Annotated in this window: 14 protein-coding genes and 1 pseudogene; 6 read left to right on the forward strand and 9 right to left on the reverse strand. The window is 37.8% G+C overall.

Annotated elements, in window-relative coordinates; translation table 11 throughout:
* The first annotated feature begins 14 nt into the window (after window positions 1-14).
* A complete protein-coding gene (locus tag F6K23_RS36975) occupies window positions 15-176 on the forward strand; it encodes a hypothetical protein (RefSeq protein ID WP_293165689.1) in 162 nt (53 codons plus the stop codon).
* Between the two features lie 83 nt (window positions 177-259).
* Here F6K23_RS36975 and F6K23_RS36980 read toward each other — a convergent pair whose 3' ends face one another.
* Entirely contained in the window at window positions 260-958 is a 699-nt protein-coding gene (locus F6K23_RS36980) for a hypothetical protein (RefSeq protein WP_293165665.1), read from the reverse strand.
* Window positions 959-1,686: 728 nt separating this feature from the next.
* Between F6K23_RS36980 and F6K23_RS36985 the strand changes: the two genes are divergently transcribed.
* Both F6K23_RS36985 and F6K23_RS36990 read left to right on the forward strand, forming a co-directional pair.
* Window positions 1,687-1,824 (forward strand): ATP-binding protein, encoded by a 138-nt coding sequence (locus F6K23_RS36985; RefSeq protein ID WP_367267928.1) that lies wholly within the window; start codon window positions 1,687-1,689, stop codon window positions 1,822-1,824.
* 651 nt (window positions 1,825-2,475) lie between these two features.
* Window positions 2,476-4,107, forward strand: coding sequence for an AAA-like domain-containing protein (locus F6K23_RS36990; protein WP_293165669.1), 1,632 nt, complete (start codon window positions 2,476-2,478; stop codon window positions 4,105-4,107).
* A gap of 749 nt (window positions 4,108-4,856) precedes the next feature.
* On the opposite strand, the gene F6K23_RS36995 is transcribed toward F6K23_RS36990, so the two are convergent.
* From F6K23_RS36995 to F6K23_RS37005, 3 genes and pseudogenes are all read right to left on the reverse strand, one after another.
* Complete coding sequence (locus tag F6K23_RS36995; RefSeq protein ID WP_293165670.1) at window positions 4,857-6,884, reverse strand: tetratricopeptide repeat protein; 2,028 nt, start codon at window positions 6,882-6,884, stop codon at window positions 4,857-4,859.
* A gap of 558 nt (window positions 6,885-7,442) precedes the next feature.
* Window positions 7,443-7,817: pseudogene (locus tag F6K23_RS37000) on the reverse strand (four helix bundle protein).
* Window positions 7,818-8,107: 290 nt separating this feature from the next.
* Window positions 8,108-9,409 (reverse strand): AAA-like domain-containing protein, encoded by a 1,302-nt coding sequence (locus F6K23_RS37005; protein ID WP_293165671.1) that lies wholly within the window; start codon window positions 9,407-9,409, stop codon window positions 8,108-8,110.
* A gap of 858 nt (window positions 9,410-10,267) precedes the next feature.
* Here F6K23_RS37005 and F6K23_RS37010 point away from each other — a divergent pair.
* The 3 genes from F6K23_RS37010 (at window position 10,268) to F6K23_RS37020 (ending at window position 15,113) form a co-directional block, all read left to right on the forward strand.
* The gene (locus tag F6K23_RS37010) at window positions 10,268-12,304 is read left to right on the forward strand and encodes a DUF6851 domain-containing protein (RefSeq protein ID WP_293165673.1); all 2,037 of its coding nucleotides are present in this window, start codon (window positions 10,268-10,270) and stop codon (window positions 12,302-12,304) included.
* 618 nt (window positions 12,305-12,922) lie between these two features.
* The gene (locus F6K23_RS37015) at window positions 12,923-13,432 is read left to right on the forward strand and encodes a ferric reductase-like transmembrane domain-containing protein (protein WP_293165675.1); all 510 of its coding nucleotides are present in this window, start codon (window positions 12,923-12,925) and stop codon (window positions 13,430-13,432) included.
* Window positions 13,433-13,724: 292 nt separating this feature from the next.
* Window positions 13,725-15,113 carry a WD40 repeat domain-containing protein gene (locus tag F6K23_RS37020; protein WP_293165677.1) on the forward strand — a complete coding sequence of 463 codons (1,389 nt, stop codon included), beginning with the start codon at window positions 13,725-13,727 and terminating at the stop codon, window positions 15,111-15,113.
* Between the two features lie 1,602 nt (window positions 15,114-16,715).
* On the opposite strand, the gene F6K23_RS37025 is transcribed toward F6K23_RS37020, so the two are convergent.
* From F6K23_RS37025 to F6K23_RS37050, 5 genes are all read right to left on the reverse strand, one after another.
* Window positions 16,716-18,434 carry an NAD(P)/FAD-dependent oxidoreductase gene (locus F6K23_RS37025; RefSeq protein WP_293165679.1) on the reverse strand — a complete coding sequence of 573 codons (1,719 nt, stop codon included), beginning with the start codon at window positions 18,432-18,434 and terminating at the stop codon, window positions 16,716-16,718.
* Between the two features lie 100 nt (window positions 18,435-18,534).
* Entirely contained in the window at window positions 18,535-19,173 is a 639-nt protein-coding gene (locus F6K23_RS37030) for a PEP-CTERM sorting domain-containing protein (protein ID WP_293165681.1), read from the reverse strand.
* A 265-nt stretch (window positions 19,174-19,438) separates the two neighbouring features.
* Window positions 19,439-20,488: a low specificity L-threonine aldolase gene (locus F6K23_RS37035; RefSeq protein WP_293165683.1), complete on the reverse strand. Its 1,050-nt coding sequence runs from the start codon at window positions 20,486-20,488 to the stop codon at window positions 19,439-19,441.
* A gap of 150 nt (window positions 20,489-20,638) precedes the next feature.
* Window positions 20,639-20,764, reverse strand: coding sequence for a hypothetical protein (locus tag F6K23_RS37045; protein WP_293165685.1), 126 nt, complete (start codon window positions 20,762-20,764; stop codon window positions 20,639-20,641).
* 299 nt (window positions 20,765-21,063) lie between these two features.
* Window positions 21,064-21,270, reverse strand: a complete 207-nt coding sequence (locus tag F6K23_RS37050) for a hypothetical protein (protein WP_375340824.1) — start codon at window positions 21,268-21,270, stop codon at window positions 21,064-21,066.
* Window positions 21,271-21,307: the final 37 nt, after the last annotated feature.

Genomic DNA, 21,307 nt, shown 5'->3' on the forward strand with positions numbered 1-21,307 from the left:
GGGGAGTGTGGGGAGTGTGGGGAGTGTGGGGAGATGGGGAGATGGGGAGATGGGGAGTGTGGGGAGATGGGGAGATGGGGAGATGGGGAGAGGGGGAGATGGGGAGATGGGGAGATGGGGAGATGGGGAGATGGGGAGTGTGGGAAGCACAGGGTAGGGTCTCAAAAAAAATATAGGGTTCTAAATATTCTCTGACGACAAAGAATTAGTCCTGCTGGGGGTTAGGGGTGGGTTGACTCCTAAAGAATTAAGATTAATATCATGTCCGGTAGCATCGGTCTTGTATAGTAAATAGGCAACAGCTCATCTGGCAACAGCTCATCTGGCAAGAAAAAAACTTAAATTTCCTGTAGATATCCACGCTAAAAATTTTTTTAGTACCTGGATATACAGAGAAATTACTCAATTGTTGGTATTTTCGACCTGGTTTTCTATAGTTAGTATCTTGTTTTTGTCTGAAAAGAAAATTGATTTTTTGAGTCTTGGCTCTAGTTTTTAACCAGTATGATAACTGGACACAATGAAACTCTCTATCTCCAATAACTACTAGTTGATATGTTTTCAACAAACGTAAAACTGGTTTAATAAGTGCTTTCTGTTCTAGGAAACTGGTACTACCTTTTTTATTCAAAACTTGCCAGTAAATAGGCAAAGCTCGTTTTTTGTAGATGACAGCAATAACGAAGATATTATTATTTTTCCATTGCGTTCTATCTATAGTGAGAATTAAGCGACTGCCATTCCGAAATTCTTGATTAATAATTGCTTGAATAATGGGAAACCAAAATATAGGTAAGCTCAAGGAAAATAATCTTAAAAAGCTTTGAATATGACGGCGACGACTTTCATATTTAATCGGTAAAGGAAAACAAGCGGCCAACCTTTCTATTTTTACAGTTTTATGGACACTCAACGGCCAAACTAAGATTTTTAAAGTTTGAACTTGAATTGCACTCAAATATTATGTAAAATACGACTCATACAGTGAAAAAAAATCCATTTTGTCGGTCTAATTATTCAAATAGATCGACTTTTTTTTACCATAAAATGTGACTGACAGCTACCATTAAAATTGACATAAAAATCAACGTAAATTGGGGGAGAAGGGTTATACCATTTCTCAAAAAGAATGCTATATATGATTGGGTGGGGAAGTGTGGGAAGTGTGGGAGGTGTGGGGAGAGGTAGGGACGTTGCATAAGGGCGTCCGTACGAAAAATCTATACTAACCGACTAATAATTGTCAAAAACAGACTTTTAATCTTAGTAACTATTGAGGTGTTGAAGTATAGCTGAAGTATAGCATTACTTTTGGTAATTGGTATTAGTTACCGAAAAATTGTGGGTATGCGCCTCCCCTTTTAAGGGGATAATAAGCGGTCGATCTTCGCAGCTTCCCGTTGGGTGGGATGGCGAGGTCTCGGAGCCATATCCAATCGACTCCTGTAAAGAAAAATTTTCATCTCTTTGTCAATCCTCTCCTTGAAAAGAAGAGGTAATTATTCATTATTCATTATTCATTATTCATTGTTGAAGCTTTGCGTAACTACCCCTTCTATAAAAATAATTATCATTCTTAAAAAATAAAAATTAATATTTTCTACAGAACTTTAATCCTTTAAACCCTTATCCCACAATAATTTTGAAGTGCTTGTCACCCCGTGAGCTAAAAATCCTCAAATTTTAATTATGACTGAAGTGACAGATAATAACTCAGTAAAAGTCAAAATTACTGACAATGGTTATGGTATGACAGAGGAAGTGCGACAAAAAATATTTGACCATTTTTTCACTACTAAACTAATAGGTTATGGGATTGGTTGAGGATTGTTTATTAGTTATTCAATTATAATAGACAATAGTCAGGGAAAATTGAGTTGTATTTCAACTCCAAAAGTTGGCAAATAACTTTTAATTGATATTCCGATTACCTAAGTTGAATTTGATTTATTTCAGTAGATTAACGAACACAAAACCATCTCTTCTTTAAGAACCAGCAAATTTTTTCTTCTCCCCTATTCCAATTTTTTAGTTAAGCGATTTACTGTCGATGATTATTTATAAGTATTCAGCCGAAAATTATATATACATAAAAAAAAACCTACTTTTTCCTCCTCCCTTTTCTCTCATATCTAGTGCTTCCTATATATTTATAAGTATTTAAATGGACATAGTATAACCTCATATCATCCTTGATGATTGGAAAAAGACCCTTAATAAGATTTATCTATAACAGGTTATCATATACTGATTGATTATCATCTACATAGTTCTATCACAACCTTATTTGAGTTGTGAGATATTGTAGAATTTTAGAGAACAAGGAACAGCAAAAATGAAGTAATCAATTTATCACTAATGATTTATAATTGCTATATATTTATATAATATTCGGTAATCAAAACTGCTTTCAAAGAAGAGCAATTTATATATATCCATAGCTTAATTAAATACTGAAATTTTTCATTAAAAACAATGACACATTTAACTCAATCTCTAATATTTCCCAGTAGTCCTGTACCTCTTAATTCAAAATTCTACATAGAACGTCCTCCCATAGAAGAACAAGCCTATAATGCTATTTGCAAACCAGGCAATGTTCTCAGGATTCGAGCACCTAAAAAAATGGGAAAAAGTTCTCTTGTGAGTAGAATTATCGCTTATGCTCAAGGAATAGAGTACAAAACTGTCAATATAGATTTTCAACAAGCCGATCAGTCAGTTTTTGCTAACTTAAATAAATTTCTACGCTGGTTTTGCGCAAATGTTAGTTTACAGCTAAAAGTTGAGAATATATTAGATGATTTCTGGGATGAAGATATTGGTAGTAAAGTAAGTTGTACAGTCTATTTTGAAGAATATTTACTAGCACAGTTTGATACTCCAATAGTGTTAGTATTAAATGAGGTAAATATATTATTTGAACATCTTGATATTGCCCAAGATTTTTTACCAATGTTACGTTATTGGCACGAACAAGCTCAACAAATTGAAATATTTGAACAACTAAGATGTGTAGTAGTTTACTCCACAGAAATTTATATTAAATTAAATATAAATCAATCTCCATTTAACGTAGGTTTACAAATTCAACTGCCAGAATTTAATGAAGAACAAATACTACAATTAGCACATAAGTATGGACTGAATTGGAAAGGAAAAAATGAACCAAAACAACTAATGGCAATGGTAGGCGGACATCCGTATTTAGTACATCTAGCTATCTATTTTTTGTCTCAACAAGACATAAGTTTAGAGCGGTTATTATTAGAAGCTCCTACTCATGCAGGAATTTATAGCGATCATTTGCGAAGTTTATGGGAAATTTTGCTGCAAAATTCAGAACTTTCAAGTGCATTTAAAAATATTTTAATAGATAAAAACAATGTTGAATTAGAAGCTTTAATTGCTTATAAATTAGATAGTTTAGGCTTGGTGAAGTTTAATTTTAATGAATGTAGATATTCTCGTGAATTGTATCGAATTTACTTTCAAAAAGGAATTGAAAGAACCGAATTAGATTATCAATACCGCCTTGAAGAGTTAGAAAAAGATAACCAAAAGTTAAAGAATTTAGTAAATATTGATAGTCTAACTCAAATTTATAATCGCCGTTACTTCGATCAATATCTAAATGCAGAGTGGCAAAGAATGGCTAGGGAAGAAAGTCCTTTATCTTTGATTTTATTAGACGTTGACTGTTTCAAGCTTTATAATGATACTTATGGTCATCAAGCAGGAGATAATTGTTTACAAAAAGTTGCGCTAACTGTCCGTAACTGTCTGAAGTATCCAACACATATAATTGCACGTTATGGAGGTGAAGAATTCGCCGTAATTTTGCCTCAAACAGATAACAAAGATGCATATTCTGTGGCTGAAAAAATCAGCAATAAAATTAAATTTTTAGCAATTAAGCATATTAATTCTAAGGTTAAATTAGGTATTGTTACTGTTAGTATAGGAGTATCTTGCACTGTTCCTAATTATAAAGAGAATCCTTCCATATTAGTTAGAGCTGCAGATGAAGCTATTTATCAATCTAAAGCACAAGGGCGCGATCGCATTACTATTAGTCCATTTTTGAATTTTAACAGTAGTAAGTAATCGAATTGCCTTGCGCGTAGCGCTATATCACTAATTATCAAAATAATATGGGTCTAAAACCCCGCCTTTTAAGGCTTAATATTTTTGGAGCGGGGCTTAAATCCCCGTTACAAAAATAACTTCTGTACGGGCGAACGGCCGAAAGCTTGCGCATAACTATCGTTAACGCCCCTACTGACTTTTGACTTCTGACTTCGTTAACCGGACATGATATAACACCTAATATCAAATCTCAAAAAGTTTGCTATATATCTTTGTAATTGGGAGATAGGGAAATGGGGAAGTAGGGAGTGGTGAGATTGTAATCAAATATAGCATTACTATTCATATCATGTCCGAAGGTAATTGTTTGTGTAAACCCAAGGGTGAATATCTGGAAATTTAAGTTTTTTTTCTTTTCTTGCTCTTAAGCATTCCTACTTCTTCCCTCTTCCTTCTTCCTTACCTTTGCTATACAATACTGATGCTACCGGACATGATATAAGAAGTGTTATAAAACCTACCAACTAAGAACTTTATGATTACTAATTAAGCGGACATGATATTATACCAAATTCAAAAAAGGTAGTTACATCTTAATTTGTGATTTATTGCTACAATTAAAAATTGTATATATCCATCAAATTTCAAAATTAAGCATTTTTTCCCCTTTTTTATCCAGTTTTTCTTTCCCTGTTGCCTTCCGGAGCTGTTGCCCGTGTTGAGACTGTAGCAATATTTTATGAAATTGGTATTATTCCTTGATTAAGTCAATGCTCTATGATATCCAAAGCACGTCGTTGAAAAAGTTCAGCTTCTCTATACTTTCCTTGCTCATAATAGAGTTGTGCTAAATTCTTCAGACTGTGTGCAACATGACGATGGTCTGCACCAAAGGTTTTCTCATTGATAGTCAAAGCACGTTCCAATAATAGTTCAGCTTCTGTGTACCTTCCTTGCTCAGAGTAGAGTTGTGCCAAATTGTACAGACTGTGTACAATATGAGGGTGGTCTGTACCAAAAGCTTTCTCATTGATAGCCAAAACACGCTGCAAAATAGGTTCCGCTTTTGTATATTTTCCTTGAGAATAGTAGAGTGCTGCCAAGTTGTTAAGGCTATCTTCGATACCGGGATGGTCTGTACCCAAAGCTTTCTCATTGATAACCAAAGCACTATGCAATAGTGGTTCTGCATCTTTGTACCCTTCTTGAGAATAGAATTCTGCCAATTTTTTGAGATTTTTATCCTCGGCAAGTCTATCATGTGATGAGCGTCGGCGATCGCCTCGTCCACGAAACCTTCGTGAGGAAGGTTGCTTGTCAGATCGTGAAAGTGGCAATAAGCTCAGAGCATCATCAGGTTTATAATGTGGTCGAGGTTTGCGTTCGCCTCGTTCATCAAACCTGGGTGGTCGATGTTTGCGTTTGCCTCGTCCATCAAACCTAGGTGGCCGAGGTTTGCGATCGCCTTGTTCATCAAACCTGGGTGGTGGTGGTTGCCGATCGCCTCGTTCATCAAACCTGGGTGGTGGAAGTTGGCGATCAGCGAGGGGAAGTTGACTCTGCATCAAGCGCTCGGAGTCATTTAATTCAAGTTTTTGTTGCCGCCATCCCAAAGCAAATAAACTAATAACTCCTCCCCAAATTAAACTAGGATAAACAAAACGCATCCACATTTTTTTAGGAGTCTGTTTATCCTGAGCTTTTGCTAAAATTGCCAACTGTTCCTCAATCCAATTTAGATTAAAAATTGTCCGATAAATTTTGTTAAAAACAACTAATTTATCTTGTTTTTTGATGACTATTCCTGACAAACGTAGTACCATTTGTATTCGACTTTCATCAGTTTTAACTTCTCCCCGCAGCATAATTTTTCTATATAGTCTCAGTAACTCAGGCGTGAGTAGATTTTGACTAAGTAAATGATGACGAATATATGTTAAATGAGTGGGATAATCTTTTTCCTGCCAATATGTCAAAATATGTTCTTCTACTAACTTATCAAGATCCGGCTCAGTGCTATCTGTATGATCGACAATAATTTGACAAAGTTTCTGAGTTAAAAATGGTTGACCCCCAGTCCAATCAAAAACTCGCCGTAAAATAATTTCCGGCTCTTCTACTATTCCTATTAATCCCTGAGTTAAATTTTTTCCTTCTTGAAAATTTAATGCTGTTAATTCAATCGGATGACCAATATTAAAGGGAGTATGTCTTCCATCTCTAATTAAATCTTCTGGAGTTGCTACTCCAAAAAAACAAAAAATCAGCCGATGATAATTAGAATTTTCATCCTCAGCTCGGCGATTATAACAAGAGCGAATAAAAGCTAAAAATTCATTTTTAAAGGGTAAATTTACCAGTAAGTCAATTTCATCCAGAAAAATATAGATTTTTTCAGTGGAAAAATTCACAAATAAAATCTCTTCAATAAATCTAGCCAAACGCTGGATATTTGTAAAACTTTGATAACCTTCAATCCAGCTTTGATAATCAATCCTATAAGCTAAACCAAATCCCCGAAATAGTTCTTCTAAAAAACCGTCATACCAAGATTGTTTTTGAATAGAAAAATCACCTAATCTACTCATATCTATTGCCGCACATTTACAACCTTGAGACCGTAATTTTTTCATTACTTTTACTCGCAAACTAGATTTACCCATTTGACGAGCATTAAACACATAACAATATTCTCCACTTTGGAGTTTTTCATATAATTCTGCATCTTGTTTTCTCATTACATAAGTGGGGTCATTAGCGGATAGACCCCCACCACTTAATTTATAACTAACCATAATTTTTTAAGAAGGAGACAGGAGTTTTTTTAGGAGACAGGAGACAGGAGTCAGGAGACAGGAGGGAAGAAGAGGGAGTAAGAAGGAAATAGGAGGAATAAGGAGTAGGAATTAGGAGATTATCTGCGTTGTTCAATTGCATTTATATAGGAATCTAAAGGAGTTTTTTTTAGGAGACAGGAGTTTTTTTAGGAGACAGGAGACAGGAGACAAGAGATAGGAGCAATAGGGAGTAAGAAGGAGATTTAAGAAGGAGACAGGAGACAGGAGTTTTTTTAGGAGACAGGAGACAGGAGACAAGAGATAGGAGGAATAGGGAGTAGGAATTAGGAGATTATCTGTGTTGTTCAATTGCATTTATATAGGAATCTAAAGGAGTTTTTTTTAGGAGACAGGAGTTTTTTTAGGAGACAGGAGACAGGAGTCAGGAGACAGGAGGAAGAGGGAGTAAGAAGGAGATTTAAGAAGGAGACAGGAGACAGGAGTTTTTTTAGGAGACAGGAGACAGGAGACAAGAGATAGGAGGAATAGGGAGTAGGAATTAGGAGATTATCTGCGTTATTCAATTGCGTTTATATATGAATCTAATAGTTTACTTACTTCTTCTAGATCCAGTAGAAGTTTTGAAGTATCTCCATATCCAAGGTCATTTGCCAAAATTAGGTAATACCGACTTTCTTCTAGTGAACCTTGTGCAATATTCAAAAATCGGATTTTATCTACTAAACCCTTTTTTCTAAACCCTTCTACTATATTAGCTGGTACTGATACAGATGCTCACCTTAACTGACTTGTTAATCCATAGGTTTCTGTTTTGGGAAAATTGCTGCTAAAACCATAGACATCTAAAACAAGTTGATGTGCTTTTTGCCAAACTATTAAATCTCGAAAGTTTTTAGCAGGTTCTCTTTTTATTCTGACTCCTGATTCCATCTTCAAACTACGCTCCAAAAAACATAATTCTAACTCCTAACTTCCAAAAAGCCAACTCCTGTCTCCTGTCTCCTGTCTCCTGACTCCTTCTTCCACTTCAAACAAGTTGATGTGCTTTTTGCCAAACTATTAAATCTCCAAAGTTTTTAGCAGGTTCTCTTTTCATTGTGACTTGTGATTCCAAAAAGTATCACTATAACTCCTAACTTCCAAAAAACCAACTCCTTCTTCCAACTCCTGACTCCTAAAAAAACTCCTGTCTCCTGTCTCCTGTCTCCTGTCTTCTTCTTTCACCCCAACCGTTCCTGGAAATATTGTCGATATAACTGACAACGAGGTTCAGCATCATCACCTTTAATTGTAATTAATCCCATAGCTTCTAATTGATGTAATTCTCGATTTTTATTGGGTAAACGTACTGGAGAATTACTTTGTAATATTTTGTGAAAAACTGCTTTAATATTTGTCTTTTCTAATATTGTTTCTAAATGTCTACTTAAATGTTCTTGATAAATTCCACTTTCAGTAGGAGCATATTTTAATAGTTCCGTAATAGTTAATTCATCCTGAGACATTTTGTACAATCCTAATCTGATTAAATAAGGATGTCCTCCCACCATTGACATTAAAGGAGCAACTATTTCTGACTCAAGTTGATGTAAGTATGCTAACTGAGTTACCTGCTCTAATGTAAATTCTTTTAACTCTATAGGTAAACCGACATTAAAAGGAGATTGATAAATATTTAATTTGCCATGATATTCTGTAGAATAAGCAATTATCATTCGTAGATTTTCCCAAATTTCTAAGTTATTGCTTTCTTCATACCAACTTCTTAACATGGCAAAAAAATCTTTGGATATTTCTGGATAATTAAAAATTTCATCCACTTCATCTAAGAGTAATACTACTTCTTGTTCTAAATGATAGAGTAGTGCTTCAAATTCTTGAGTGCAAGATATTTTCGCATTGTGATTATCCCAAATTTTCCAGCTTGGACTATCGGTAAACCTACTTTTGATATTTTTGTTGAATGCTTTCAGAAAATTATTAATATTACTGATATTTTCTGGTTCAATTAAGCTATCAAATCTGAGATAAATCGGAATATATTTATTATTATTGGCTTTTGCTTGTATCCTTCGCAACAAAGAAGTTTTACCCATTTGTTTTGGCGCTTTTATTCTCACTAGCGAACCAGGGTCTTCTATTTTTTCATAACATTCAGACTCAATAGAACAACGTTTAATTCGATAACGTTCTATATAAAAAGGAGAGTCTGGTTTTTCTGGTCTACCAGGAAGAATAATTTTGTTAGTCTTAAAACCATAGTCAGCTCTTAACTGAGGATGGACTAAGTTTGATTGATATTTGCTGAATGTTTCAAATAAAAATTCCCGAAATGAACTATGATTCTTGGGTAGATTAAATTTGGTAGCGATCGCTTTTAATTTTTTCCCTACATTTGACGTATCCCATTTCATTGACTGAGCAATTTGTTCATATTTATTACCTGCTAAAAATAAGCTTAGTGTTTTTACTTCATCATCTGCCAACCCAGAGTAAATATGTTCAAAAATTTGTTTATTCATCAATTTTATTTTTAAATTTGACTAAAATTAATGTAAGCATTCAGCCGTCAGCTATCAGCTATCAGCTATTGCTTTTAGTTAGTAATAAAAGCTTTCTTAATTGAGGCATAATTTATACTTAACTATAAGAGATTATCTGAGAAGTCCCATTTGCTACATCCAAGCCCCCGCGCATCCCCCAAAATTGGGGGACTTTTAGAATCAAATTGTCTTGTTCCCCCCAAATTTGGGGGGCTAGGGGGGCAAAATTCAGTATCAAACAAGCCCCCGCGCATCCCCCAAAATTGGGGGACTTTTAGAATCAAATTATCTTGTTCCCCCCAAAGTTGGGGGCTAGGGGGGCAAAATTCAGTAAAGCTGATAGCTGAGAGCTGACCACTGAATGCTTACTTTAAGAGAAACCTTGACTACTGGATAAAATGTGAATCATATTTTCAGGAAAATTCCTTACTATCCACTGAATGTGAAAATATTTTCACATTGATTAGCGATTAATTCATTTCTCTAGTTAGTGAAAATTTCAGGTGAAATTTACTGTCATTTATTCCCAATTTTGAATTTAGCTGAATTAAGATTATTTGTAAAGGGAAGAAAGATAATTTTAATCCAAGCTGATAGCTTTTAGGGCGTTGCTGATTCTAGGTATGATTTTGCTCCCCCTAGCCCCCAAAATTGGGGGGAATAAAACTCTAAAAGTCCCCCAAGATTGGGGGATGCGCGGGGGCTTGACCAGCACCAAACAATCACACACTCATACTTCAATTCAGCAACGCCTTAACTACTATAAATTCATCATCAAGCAAAATAATTGCTTCCCTAATTCCCCTTTCACAATAGTCAGAAATACAGACAAAAAAGATGAACTCATTATTAGAAGAACAGCAAAATTTCGACTCTGAAGATACTAATAATAACATCAATCTCACCCTCGATCCGGAAACTCAACTCGTAACAGTAGATGACTCTTCACCAAGTATTTCCGTTTTATGGGACCGAGCAGTACAACAAGCAGTTATCAATACTTCCCCTGGTCCAACCATTGCTTCCCGTGCTTATGCGATCGTACACACAGCTATCTACGATGCATGGAGCGCTTACGACCCATTAGCAGTAGGAACTCAATTAGAAGATGACCTACAGCGTCCCCTATCAGAAAACACCGATGCCAACAAAACTGAAGCCATGAGTTTTGCTGCTTATCGAGTACTCTCAGAATTATTTCCCACTCAGACAGACCTTTTCAACGAATTGATGGCTGAACTTGGATATGACCCTGACAACACAACCACTGATACAACTACTCCTGCTGGCATTGGTAACGTTGCCGCCGAAGCACTATTAACATTCCGTCGAAATGATGGCTCAAACCAACTAGGAAATGACCCCAATGGTGACGGTACTCCCTACTCCGACATCAGTGACTATGAACCTAGTAATCCCATTGGAGACCCCATTGACATCGAATCATGGACTCCCGAAACAATTCCCATTGATGCTGAACCTGGTGAAGAAGAACGAGTGCAAACATTCCTCACTCCTCAGTGGGGTGATGTCATACCTTTTAGTCTCGCTGCAGGTGATGTATTTCGACCAACAGCACCAGAACCATTCTTGCTAGTAGATGGTGAGGTAGACTTGGAAGCACGCACAATTACTCTAGCAGACGGTTCAGTTGTCGAAATCACTCCAGATATTATTGGCACTATTATTAATCCTGCATTCATTGAGCAAACAGAAGAAGTTATCGCAATGAGTGCTAACCTCACAGACGAACAAAAGTTAGTTGCAGAATTTTGGGAAGATGGTGGTGGTACATCCTTCCCTCCAGGAACTTGGATGACTTTCGGGCAATTTGTCTCAGCTAGGGATGACAATACATTAGATGAGGATGTCAAACTATTCTTTAACTTGGGTAACGCAGTATTTGATGCCGGAATTGCCACTTGGGAATCTAAAACTTTTTATGATTATGCTCGTCCAGTACGAACAGTGCGCGAACTAGGGGAACTAGGATTAATTGGGGAATTTAATCCAGAGCTTGGTGGTTTTGCCATCGATGCTTGGGCAGGTCCTGGAGAAGGGACTCAAACTATTTTGGCTACTGATTTTCTCACCTATCAAACTCCTGGTGGAGACCCTTCACCTCCTTTTGCTGAATATGTATCTGGTCATAGTACCTTCAGTGCTGCTGCTGCTGAAATTCTCCAACTGTTTACTGGTAGCGATGATTTTGGTGCTTCCATAACTTTTCAAGCTGGTGAGTCTCGTTTTGAACCTGGTGTTACACCGGAAGAACCTATAACTTTGGAGTGGGCAACTTTTAGTGAAGCTGCTGATGAAGCTGGTATTTCTCGTCTTTATGGTGGTATTCACTTTGAAGATGGCGACCTCAATGGTGGAGAGTTGGGGCAACAGGTAGCAGAAAGTGTCTGGCAAGAAACTCAGTTGGCGATCGCTCCTAATGTTACTATCGGTACAAATGAAAATGATGATTTAATCGGGACAACTGCAAATAATCTCATATATGGAAATAGGGGTGATGATATCATCGAAGGTTTAGATGGTAACGACTTGCTTCACGGAGGTAAAGGTGACGATCTACTTGATGGTGGTATAGGAGATGATATTATTGGTGGTCAAGTCGGTGATGATATTCTCACTGGTGGACTTGGTGGGGATATGTTTGAGTTCGGGTTTGGTGATGGTGACAATATTATTACTGATTTTGAAGATGGAATAGATGTCATTGGTTTAGATGATGGTTTGAGTTTCGAGCAGTTGACAATTTCTCAGATAGGAAATGACACTCGCATTAGTGCTGAACGACTTTCGATTACATTACAAGGTGTACAGGACAGCGCGATCGGTATTGATGATTTTCTTGAGATTGTTTGAGTAATATTATCAGGAGTCATACCAATGCTCAAAAGTATTGCTGTAGCTCATTGAAAGGAGGGAGGTTGCATGCAACGTCCGTACAGAGTAATATGATGTCCGGATAAGAGCGTGATCAAAAAACTTTCTCCTTCTTCTCCTGTTCTTCTTTCTTCCCTCCTGACTCCTGTCTCCTGTCTCCTGTCTCCTCCGTCATTATTTATTTATAACTGTTCAACCGGACATGATATAACTGTTCTACTGAATATGAAATAACTCATTTACTTTGACACATAGTATTTTGACAAATTTATGAAAATATGATACCAGGTACTAGAAAAAATAAGGAGATACTATGTTATATTATCAAAGCTTACGCATGAGCTACGAAAAACTAGGATTTGAGATGGCTATCCGTTCCGGACTGCTGCGCAAACCCTATGGGTCGCTTCGGACGAAAATACGTTGTATTGCATAAGTCCTAATTATGTCCGGATAAGAGCGTGATCAAAAAACTTTCTCCTTCTTCTCCTGTTCTTCCTCTTCCTTATTACATCTCCTGTCTCCTGTCTCCTGTCTCCTGACTCCTTCTTCCATCTTCTGACTCCTCCGTCGTTTATTTATAAATATTCAACCAAAATGATATTAGATACAGCACCATTTGCTAACTACTTAGGTTTATTCGCATTAATATGCTATATCCTCACTTTACTACCAACAATTTTGAGGATTGTTTTTCCAGCAACCAAAAAAACAGAACTTCCTAAATTTTTATTGAAATATCGTCGCCAAATAGGTGTAATTGCTTTTTTATTTGCTCTTGGTCATGGAGTTTTGCTACTAAACAAAAGAAACTTTGATGTTTTTGATTCCCAAACATACTCGATATATGCAACAGGAGTAGTTACTTTAATTGTTTTCGCACTCCTAGCAATCACTTCCAATGATTGGAGTATAAAAAAAATGAAGAAAAATTGGAAGAAATTACATCAATTGACATATTTTGCCATGTTTATTTTAGTCTGGCACGTCATATACACAATGTGGGGTCATTGGAGTCATATCACCCCATTAGGAGTAATCGGAATTACTGGCACCACAATTTTATTTATTGCTAGAAAACTAATAGAGCGCAATAAAAAATCATAGCAGGGAATAGGGAATAGGGAATAGGGAACAGGGAACAGGGGGGAAAACATTTCCCTGTTTGAGGTTCATCATCAGCATAAGTTCCAAGCAACTTGTTCTTTGCTATAGCAAAAATAAAAGCCGAAAATTAAAGTAACCAATACAGAACTTACGCATGCTTCACCTTGACAACGCCAGATGTAGGGGCGAATGGCATTCGCCCTCACTTGATTTAATGTCCGTGCCTAAATCCTGCAATAGTAAAAATTAATCATCAACTTTTCCAAATTAAGAAATATCAGGATTAAAATCTATGCTAACTCCACAACAGTTCCGTCAATATGCCACAATAATAGCAGCAACTACTGTAACAAATATTAGTGGGTTATGGTTGTGGCGATCGCTTTCAACACCAACTACAAACTTGACTCAAGAACCAGAAAAAACAACCCTACCCTCCCTTACTCTTTCCGGACACAAAGGATGGGTATATGCAGTTGCTATCAGTCCAGATGGTAAAACCATGGCCAGCAGCGGTTATGATGGCACGATTAAAATTTGGAACTTCAGCAATGGTCAGTTGCTTAATACCATAGATGCTCACAAAGATGCCATCGAATCTCTTGCCATTAGTTCAGATGGAAAAGTCCTCGCCAGTGGTAGTTGGGATAACCGCATCAAACTTTGGCATCTTGCCAGTGGTAATCTCATTCAAACTCTCGAAGGTCATACCGATGATGTGAAAGCTATAGCTATTAGCGTTGATGGTCAGACTCTTGCTAGCGGAAGTTATGATGGCACAATCAAAATTTGGAATCTTAAAACTGGTTCTGTTGAGAGGAATTTTAAACATTCCAGCTCCATCAAATCTTTAGCTTTTAGTCCAGATGGAAAAATGCTTGCTAGTGGGAGTAAAAATGGTCAAATCAAAACTTGGCAAGTGAATACAGGTAAACCACTCCACTCATTAGCAGCACATAAAAACACAGTTTGGGCGATCGCTTTTAGTCCCGATGGCAAAATCCTTGCTAGTGGGAGTCAAGACCAAAAAGTTAAGTTATGGCAGATAGAAACTGGTCAACTTCTATGCACTCTAGACGGACATGACAAAGCAGTTTTATCTGTTGCCTTTAGTCCCGATAGTCAGACTCTTGCCAGCAGTAGTTACGACAAAAAAATTCATCTGTGGGATGTAGATACAGAAGAACTACTAGAAACATTTAAAGGTCATGCTAAACCTGTTTGGTCTGTAAATTTTAGCCCTGATGGACAAACTCTTGCCAGTGGAGGTGCCGATAGCACAATTAAACTTTGGTCTATGTCTGCTTTGAGTAATAAACAGTTACAGAATACAACTGCTTCATCTGCTGTGGTAGAAGTTGTTGCGTCAGAGATTACCGATCGAGCTAAATTAGAGGAGTTAAACCAAAAATTGTATGACAAAATTGACCAAAGTTGGGAAAAAACACCAGTATGGTACGAAAATTTAGTTTTTTGCATAACAGTTAACGTTGATGGAGCGATCGCCAAATTAGAAACTATGAATGAACCTGCTAATAAGTATGCAGAGCAAACACCTTTACCCAAGTTATTCAATACTGCTAAATCTGAAATTACCGAGCAGAAGTCTGTTGCTTTATTCCGAGTAGTGATGACTCCAACAGGTGTACTTGAAGTTAGTCCTTGGTCTGGTTGGTTATAGTGTGAATTGCTTTAGATGAGCAGTTTTTTGAACTTTATTTGAAATTATTGAGGAACTAGTGCCGCTACGCGGAAGTTAAAAGTCAAAATTCATGCATCGAGTGCTAATTGGCGAGGTGTCCTACGGGGCGCCTACTGTGCGGAAGTAATTCCGCACACAGCCCCTCCAGAATGTAAGACGCACATCTGACAGTCAATCATTTTTGATTTGTAATTGTTTTGGGATTTTGTAACTGGTCAGTTATTTCCGCCATGCTGCACTAGAAACTTTTCTGGACACAAAGACGTTGTGTTCTTCAAAATATGAAAGAAGAAATTAAAAAGTGGTAGTGGTGTACAAGTAGTGCTCTTCTTAAAAAAATTAAGTGGGCAAGCAAATACTATTCCTCTAAAACGATTGAATTAGATATATTTTCTCTTGCCTTCCGGAGCTGTTGCCTACCTTGACAATAAATCACTACATCTACAGGACTACCTAATATCAAATCCGGTAGCATCGGTGTAATTAGATGGAGGGATGGGGAGATGGGGGGATGGGGAGATGGGGAAATATTTGGTAATGGTTGAAGATGGAACATTTTTTTATACCGAATTACAGCGCTTTTCAGATGGATGAACCACATCGTCATAACCAAAACCTTGTAGGGGCGAACGGCCGTTTGCTTCGCATAACTATCGTTAACGCCCCTACTGTGGTCTATCGAAATGAAAACCGCTGTAAACGGATTTGATATAAAAAGTTAACTAATATCATGTTCGGTTAAATACTTATAAATAACTGTTGTCAGGAGTCAGGAGTCAGGAGTCAGGAGGGAAGAAAGGAGGAATACATAGGAAATATTGGAGAATAGTATTGATAATTTCAGTATTTCTTTTGTACTGTCGGTACTATCAGTCCTTAAATTTTATTGTAACTGATTATCCGAACATGATATAACTATCATTAGACATCTGTTCAACAATGAATAATGAATAATGAATAATGAATAATTACCTCTCCTTGAGAATAAATTGAAGAGGATTGACAAATTCATGAAAATTTTTTTTCACAGGAGTCGATGGTCGGACAGCTCCGAGACCTCGCCATCCCATCCTAGGTCATGCTGCGCAAACGACCGCTTATTATCCCCTATCCAAGGGGAGGCGCATACCCACAATTTTTCGGTAAAAATCCAAAATAAAATCAATTCTCACACTAGATATATCAATTATTTTCCCTCCTGGGAGGGGGAGGGGCGAGGGGTAGGTTTCCTAATGCCTACTGCCTACTCCCTCATTTGGTGGAGATGTCTATTGATATAATATTATGTCCGAAGGCAATCGTTTGTGTAAAAGTTGGCGTGGATATTTGCAGGAAATTTAAGTTTTTTTCTTGCCTTCCGGAGCTGTTGCCTTCCGGAGCTGTTGCCTATTTACTATACAAGACCGATGCTACCGGATTTGATATAACTTATGCCTAAGTCATAAATTATATCAAGTCCAGATAATTAGTGATCAAAAAACTTTCTCCTTCTCCTCTTCTTTCTTCATTCTTTCCTCTCTCCTGACTCCTGACTCCTGACTCCTGACTCCTTTTGAAATAACTTTTCAACCTGAAATAATATTACCCATGATGAGTATGGATTAATTTACCTTCATCGGGAATAGAGATTTGTAACTTAGTCTTTTTCCGGTTGACTTGTGCTTTTACCCAACCTTCACTAACCATTACCTCCAAACATTGAATAGCTTGATCCATTGCTAAAGGAATATGCTCTGGTGGAACATTGACACTAAAAGCTTCCTTCAATAGCTTAACAATCTCATCCATTTCTGAAGCACGGTTAAGAACACGGAAAATCACCCCGTAAATTCCTGTAATAGGTAATTGATGTTCCCCTCTGACGTAACACTTCACTTGAGCAATATGACCTTGAACATAGAGAGGTAGATATTCTTCTTTTGCACCTTTTAAATCAAGTTGAAAGACATTGTAGCCACTAATTTCCCAAGCAGATTTTTTCTTAGCAAAGCGCTGTAAGACGTGTTTCATCGAAGCGAGGTCGAATCCACCAATAGCAGTTTCTTGTAAATTATCGTTGGTAAAACCACCTTGAGCTAACCAGCGAAAAGCTTCTTCTGGACTTAAACGTAATCCTGCATCTTTAGCAATCTCTTTACAATGCTTTTGTAAATCTGTAAATTGACCATTAGCTGCATACCAATAGTCAGCAAAACGAATATGTTGTTGAATGCGTCTTCGTTGGTTATCCTCGTAATGGGTTTTTAGCCAAGTAGGGTTACTTTTACCTCGTTCCAATTCTAAAATTGTGTATGCTGCTTCCCTTGCACTCACATGAGTTAAAGTCATTCCCGCAGCAAGAATTGGATCTGCAAAACCTGCTGCTTCTCCAGCCATAAACCAGTTTTCTCCTACCATTCGCTGAGAAAGGAAAGACCAGTCTTTTGTAGTTTCAATGTTACCTCTGCTAGTAGCATTAGCGATCAGTTCACCAATTCGAGGTTCACTCTGGAGTGCTTCTTGATAGATTTCCTCTGGTCGTTTTTTCAGTTTTTTGTAATGTTCAGCTGGACAAATAAAACCAATACTGGTGCGAGTTGGTCCGAGGGGAATAAACCAAATCCAGCCATGAGCAAGACTCATCACTTGAACGCGAGTCCCTCCCACACCTATTGTGTCAGCCCATTCTGCGTTAGTCCAGTAGTCCCAGATGGCGATATTTTGTAGTTTTGTAGGAATATCACTTTTGATACCTAAAGCACGTCTTAAGACTCCGATATGTCCAGAAGCATCGATATAATAACGGGCGGTGATTTGTTTTCCATTACTTAGATGTAAGGAATTAATTCGATCGCCTTGAACATCTACTTTTGCTACAGCAGTTTCTTCTTGAACTTGGCAACCCAATTGTTCTGCGTGACGCAGGAGAATATCATCATAAATAGAACGGTCAACTTGAAAAGCTGTGAGGATACGTTGTCCTTGATATTGAGCAGGACGGGGTTCATTTTTAAATTCAGAGGGAGAGACAAAATCAAAATCCCAAAGTTCTGAACTTTTACCCCAACGATAGGTTGCACCAATTTTAATGGGGAAATTAGCAGCTTCTACTTTATCCCAACAACCCATTTCCACCAGAATATCGCTAATAGCTGGCAGTTGACTCTCTCCGACATGATCGCGGGGAAATTTTTCTTTTTCAAGAATTAAGACTCGCAGGTTAGGATTATATTTTCTTAAAAAAGTACCAGCAGTGCTACCCGCAGGACCTCCGCCAACAATGGCTACATCGTAATGGTTTTCTTGCAGTTGGGTATTCATCTTTATAAAATAGGGCTATCAATAATTTAACTAAATCAGAGAACCAGAGTTTTGCCCCTGGTTGTCTATCTCTGAATTACTTTTGCTGGAGACAGTTATATTATTCTCCTTTAAGCTTGCGCTTGAGACCAGATAACCAGCCAAAAGCACCCATAGCTAGGAATCCTAAAATACCTGTGGGTTCTGGAGTTGATTGAATATCGTCATCGAAGTTAGTGATTGTCAATGTATAAGAAGTAGGTAAATCTTGAGTACCAGCAACTATATCATTAATGTTAGTTGTAAAATTAGCATTCCAACCAGATACGACTAAAGTATAGTCGCCAGCTAAGAGAGTTCCATCTACTCCTGGTGTTTTGTCTGGTGCGGCTAAAGGATCGGCACCACCAAAGGAAAGTTCAGAATCGAAAAGAGGACCGCCATCGTCATCTTCTGCTACTTTGAAACCATTTGCGTCATAGAGTCCAATATCGGTATCATTATTGTTAAGTGTGTTAGTTGCAATATTCAGCCAATCATTGATATTGTCAATATCATCGTCAAGGGTGAAGTTGAAAAAGTCTAAATTGCCGTTACCAGCATCAGCACCTGCTTGAACAAGTGATGTTCCATCATTGGAGAGGGAACCCAGATTGAAAACCGCAGCTTTTGCAGGAACTTCTAATGCTGCTAAACCAAACACAACGCCAGAGGTAGCAACTGCAAATTTTGTGAAAGTGTTGATATTATTGTTAGTCATTGATTTCTTGGGAATATTTATTGCCTACAACATTAACTTAACTTCCCCCCCCCAAATTTCTACAACCCCCTTATGCTCTACTTTACAGAATCTTTAATTTTGCCGATGATGTTTTTAGTAGTTAAAATTAGTGGAATTAATTACTAGATCAAGCTTTTAGGTGTATAGCTATGCTAAGAATGATTATAAAGTTTTTATAAAGATAGATCGTATAGTGACACCAGGAAGTACATTTGGGAGTAATATAGAAAATATACGGAGATTTCTATTCCATCACATTAACTACAGAATGAGACCGAACACTTTCCAAAAAAGCATCTACATCTTCATCCCTAGTATTAAAAGCAGTTACAACTCTAATTATAGGGAAAGTTCCCTCCTGCCAAACATAAAACTCAAAACCATCCGCTCTCAAACCAGTAACCACAGACTCAGGAATTTCTACAAAAATTTCATTTGCCTCCACTGGATGACATAACCTGACCAAAGGAAACTTGACCAAACCTTGCGCTAATTTTGTAGCCATCTGATTAGCATTACTGGCATTTTTCAACCATAAATCATCAGTAATATAAGCTTCTAACTGAGCAGACAAAAATCGCATTTTTGAGAATAAATGCCCACTGCGTTTGCGACGGTAGCCAAATGTTTTTGCTAATTCTTGATTAAAAAAGACCACTGCCTCCGCTGCCATCGCTCCATTTTTAGTGGCTCCAAAACACAATACATCCACCCCCACTCGCCAAGTTATATCTGCTGGCGCACAACCCAAACTAGCAACAGCATTAGCAAAACGCGCTCCATCCATATGTAGATAAAGATTGCGATCGTGACTTAATTTAGCTATTTCAGCTATATCTTCCGGTAAATAAACCGTTCCCGCTTCCGTTGCTTGGGTAATACTAACTGCTGCTGGTTGAACATGATGCACTATACCAATACCAGCTTTTTCTAATGCTGTTGCTAAGTCAGAAGGATGAATTTGAGCATCTGTACCACCAAGCGTCACCAATTTCGCACCACCCGTATAAAATTCTGGAGCACCACATTCATCTACATTAATATGAGATTCAGCATGACAATAAATAGCTCCATAAGGAGGAGCGATCGCCGATAAAGCAAGAGCATTAGCAGCAGAACCCGTAGCAACCGGGAAAATTGTCACAGGAGCTTCAAACAATGTTGAGAATTTAGCTTCCAAGCATTGTGTATATTCATCTGCACCATAAGGCATCCCACACCCTTCATTAGCAGCTATCACAGCAGCCATAATTTCTGGACATACCTCAGTGACATTATCACTACAAAAGTTCATATTTCCCATATTGTTAACTTGATTTTGCTAAAGGACTAAAAAAATTGGCGTTGCTGAATAAATGTATGATTTCACAGGAGTCAGAAGTCGTAGGGGCAGATGGCCATATAGCCTGATATAGAATCCGGTTATATAGTATATGTTCATTATTCAATCTCCCCATCTCCCCATCTCCCCATCTCCCAATCTCCCCATCTCCCAATCTCCCCATCTCCCCATCTCCCCATCTCCCCATCTCCCAATCTCCCCATCTCCCCATCTCCCCCAACAATACAATTAAGTATTCAACTGGATTTGATATTACTCGTTACTCGTTACTCCTTACTCGTTACTCCTTACTCCTCAGTAATACGATAACTAATTCCCGGATTCTATATGACGGCATGGACTTCGCAATTGCGCCCCTACATGATATCAGTAGGTACAAAGGAGTTTTTCCGTGACTAAGATAGTGGAACTTACACGCTCGTAGAGTCTATATTTACCTGAATAACGCAGCACCAAATATTAATTACTGCTGATCAATAAACATCTCCGGAAACTAAGTTTTTGTCCAGGTATGATATCAAATCCGTTTAATTCGGTATACAAAAATGTTCCATCTTCAACCATAACCAAATATTTCTCTCACTCCCCATCTCCCCATCTCCCCATCTCCCCATCTCCCCATCTCCCCATCTCCCCATCTCCCCATCTCCCCATCTCCCAATCTCCCCATCTCCCCATCTCCCCATCTCCCCCTCTCCCCATCTCCCCATCTCCCCCTCTCCCCATCTCCCCATATCCCCATCTCCCCATCCCCCCCTCTCCCCACCCCCC

Source organism: Okeania sp. SIO2C9 (genome assembly GCF_010672455.1).
Taxonomy (GTDB): domain Bacteria; phylum Cyanobacteriota; class Cyanobacteriia; order Cyanobacteriales; family Microcoleaceae; genus Okeania.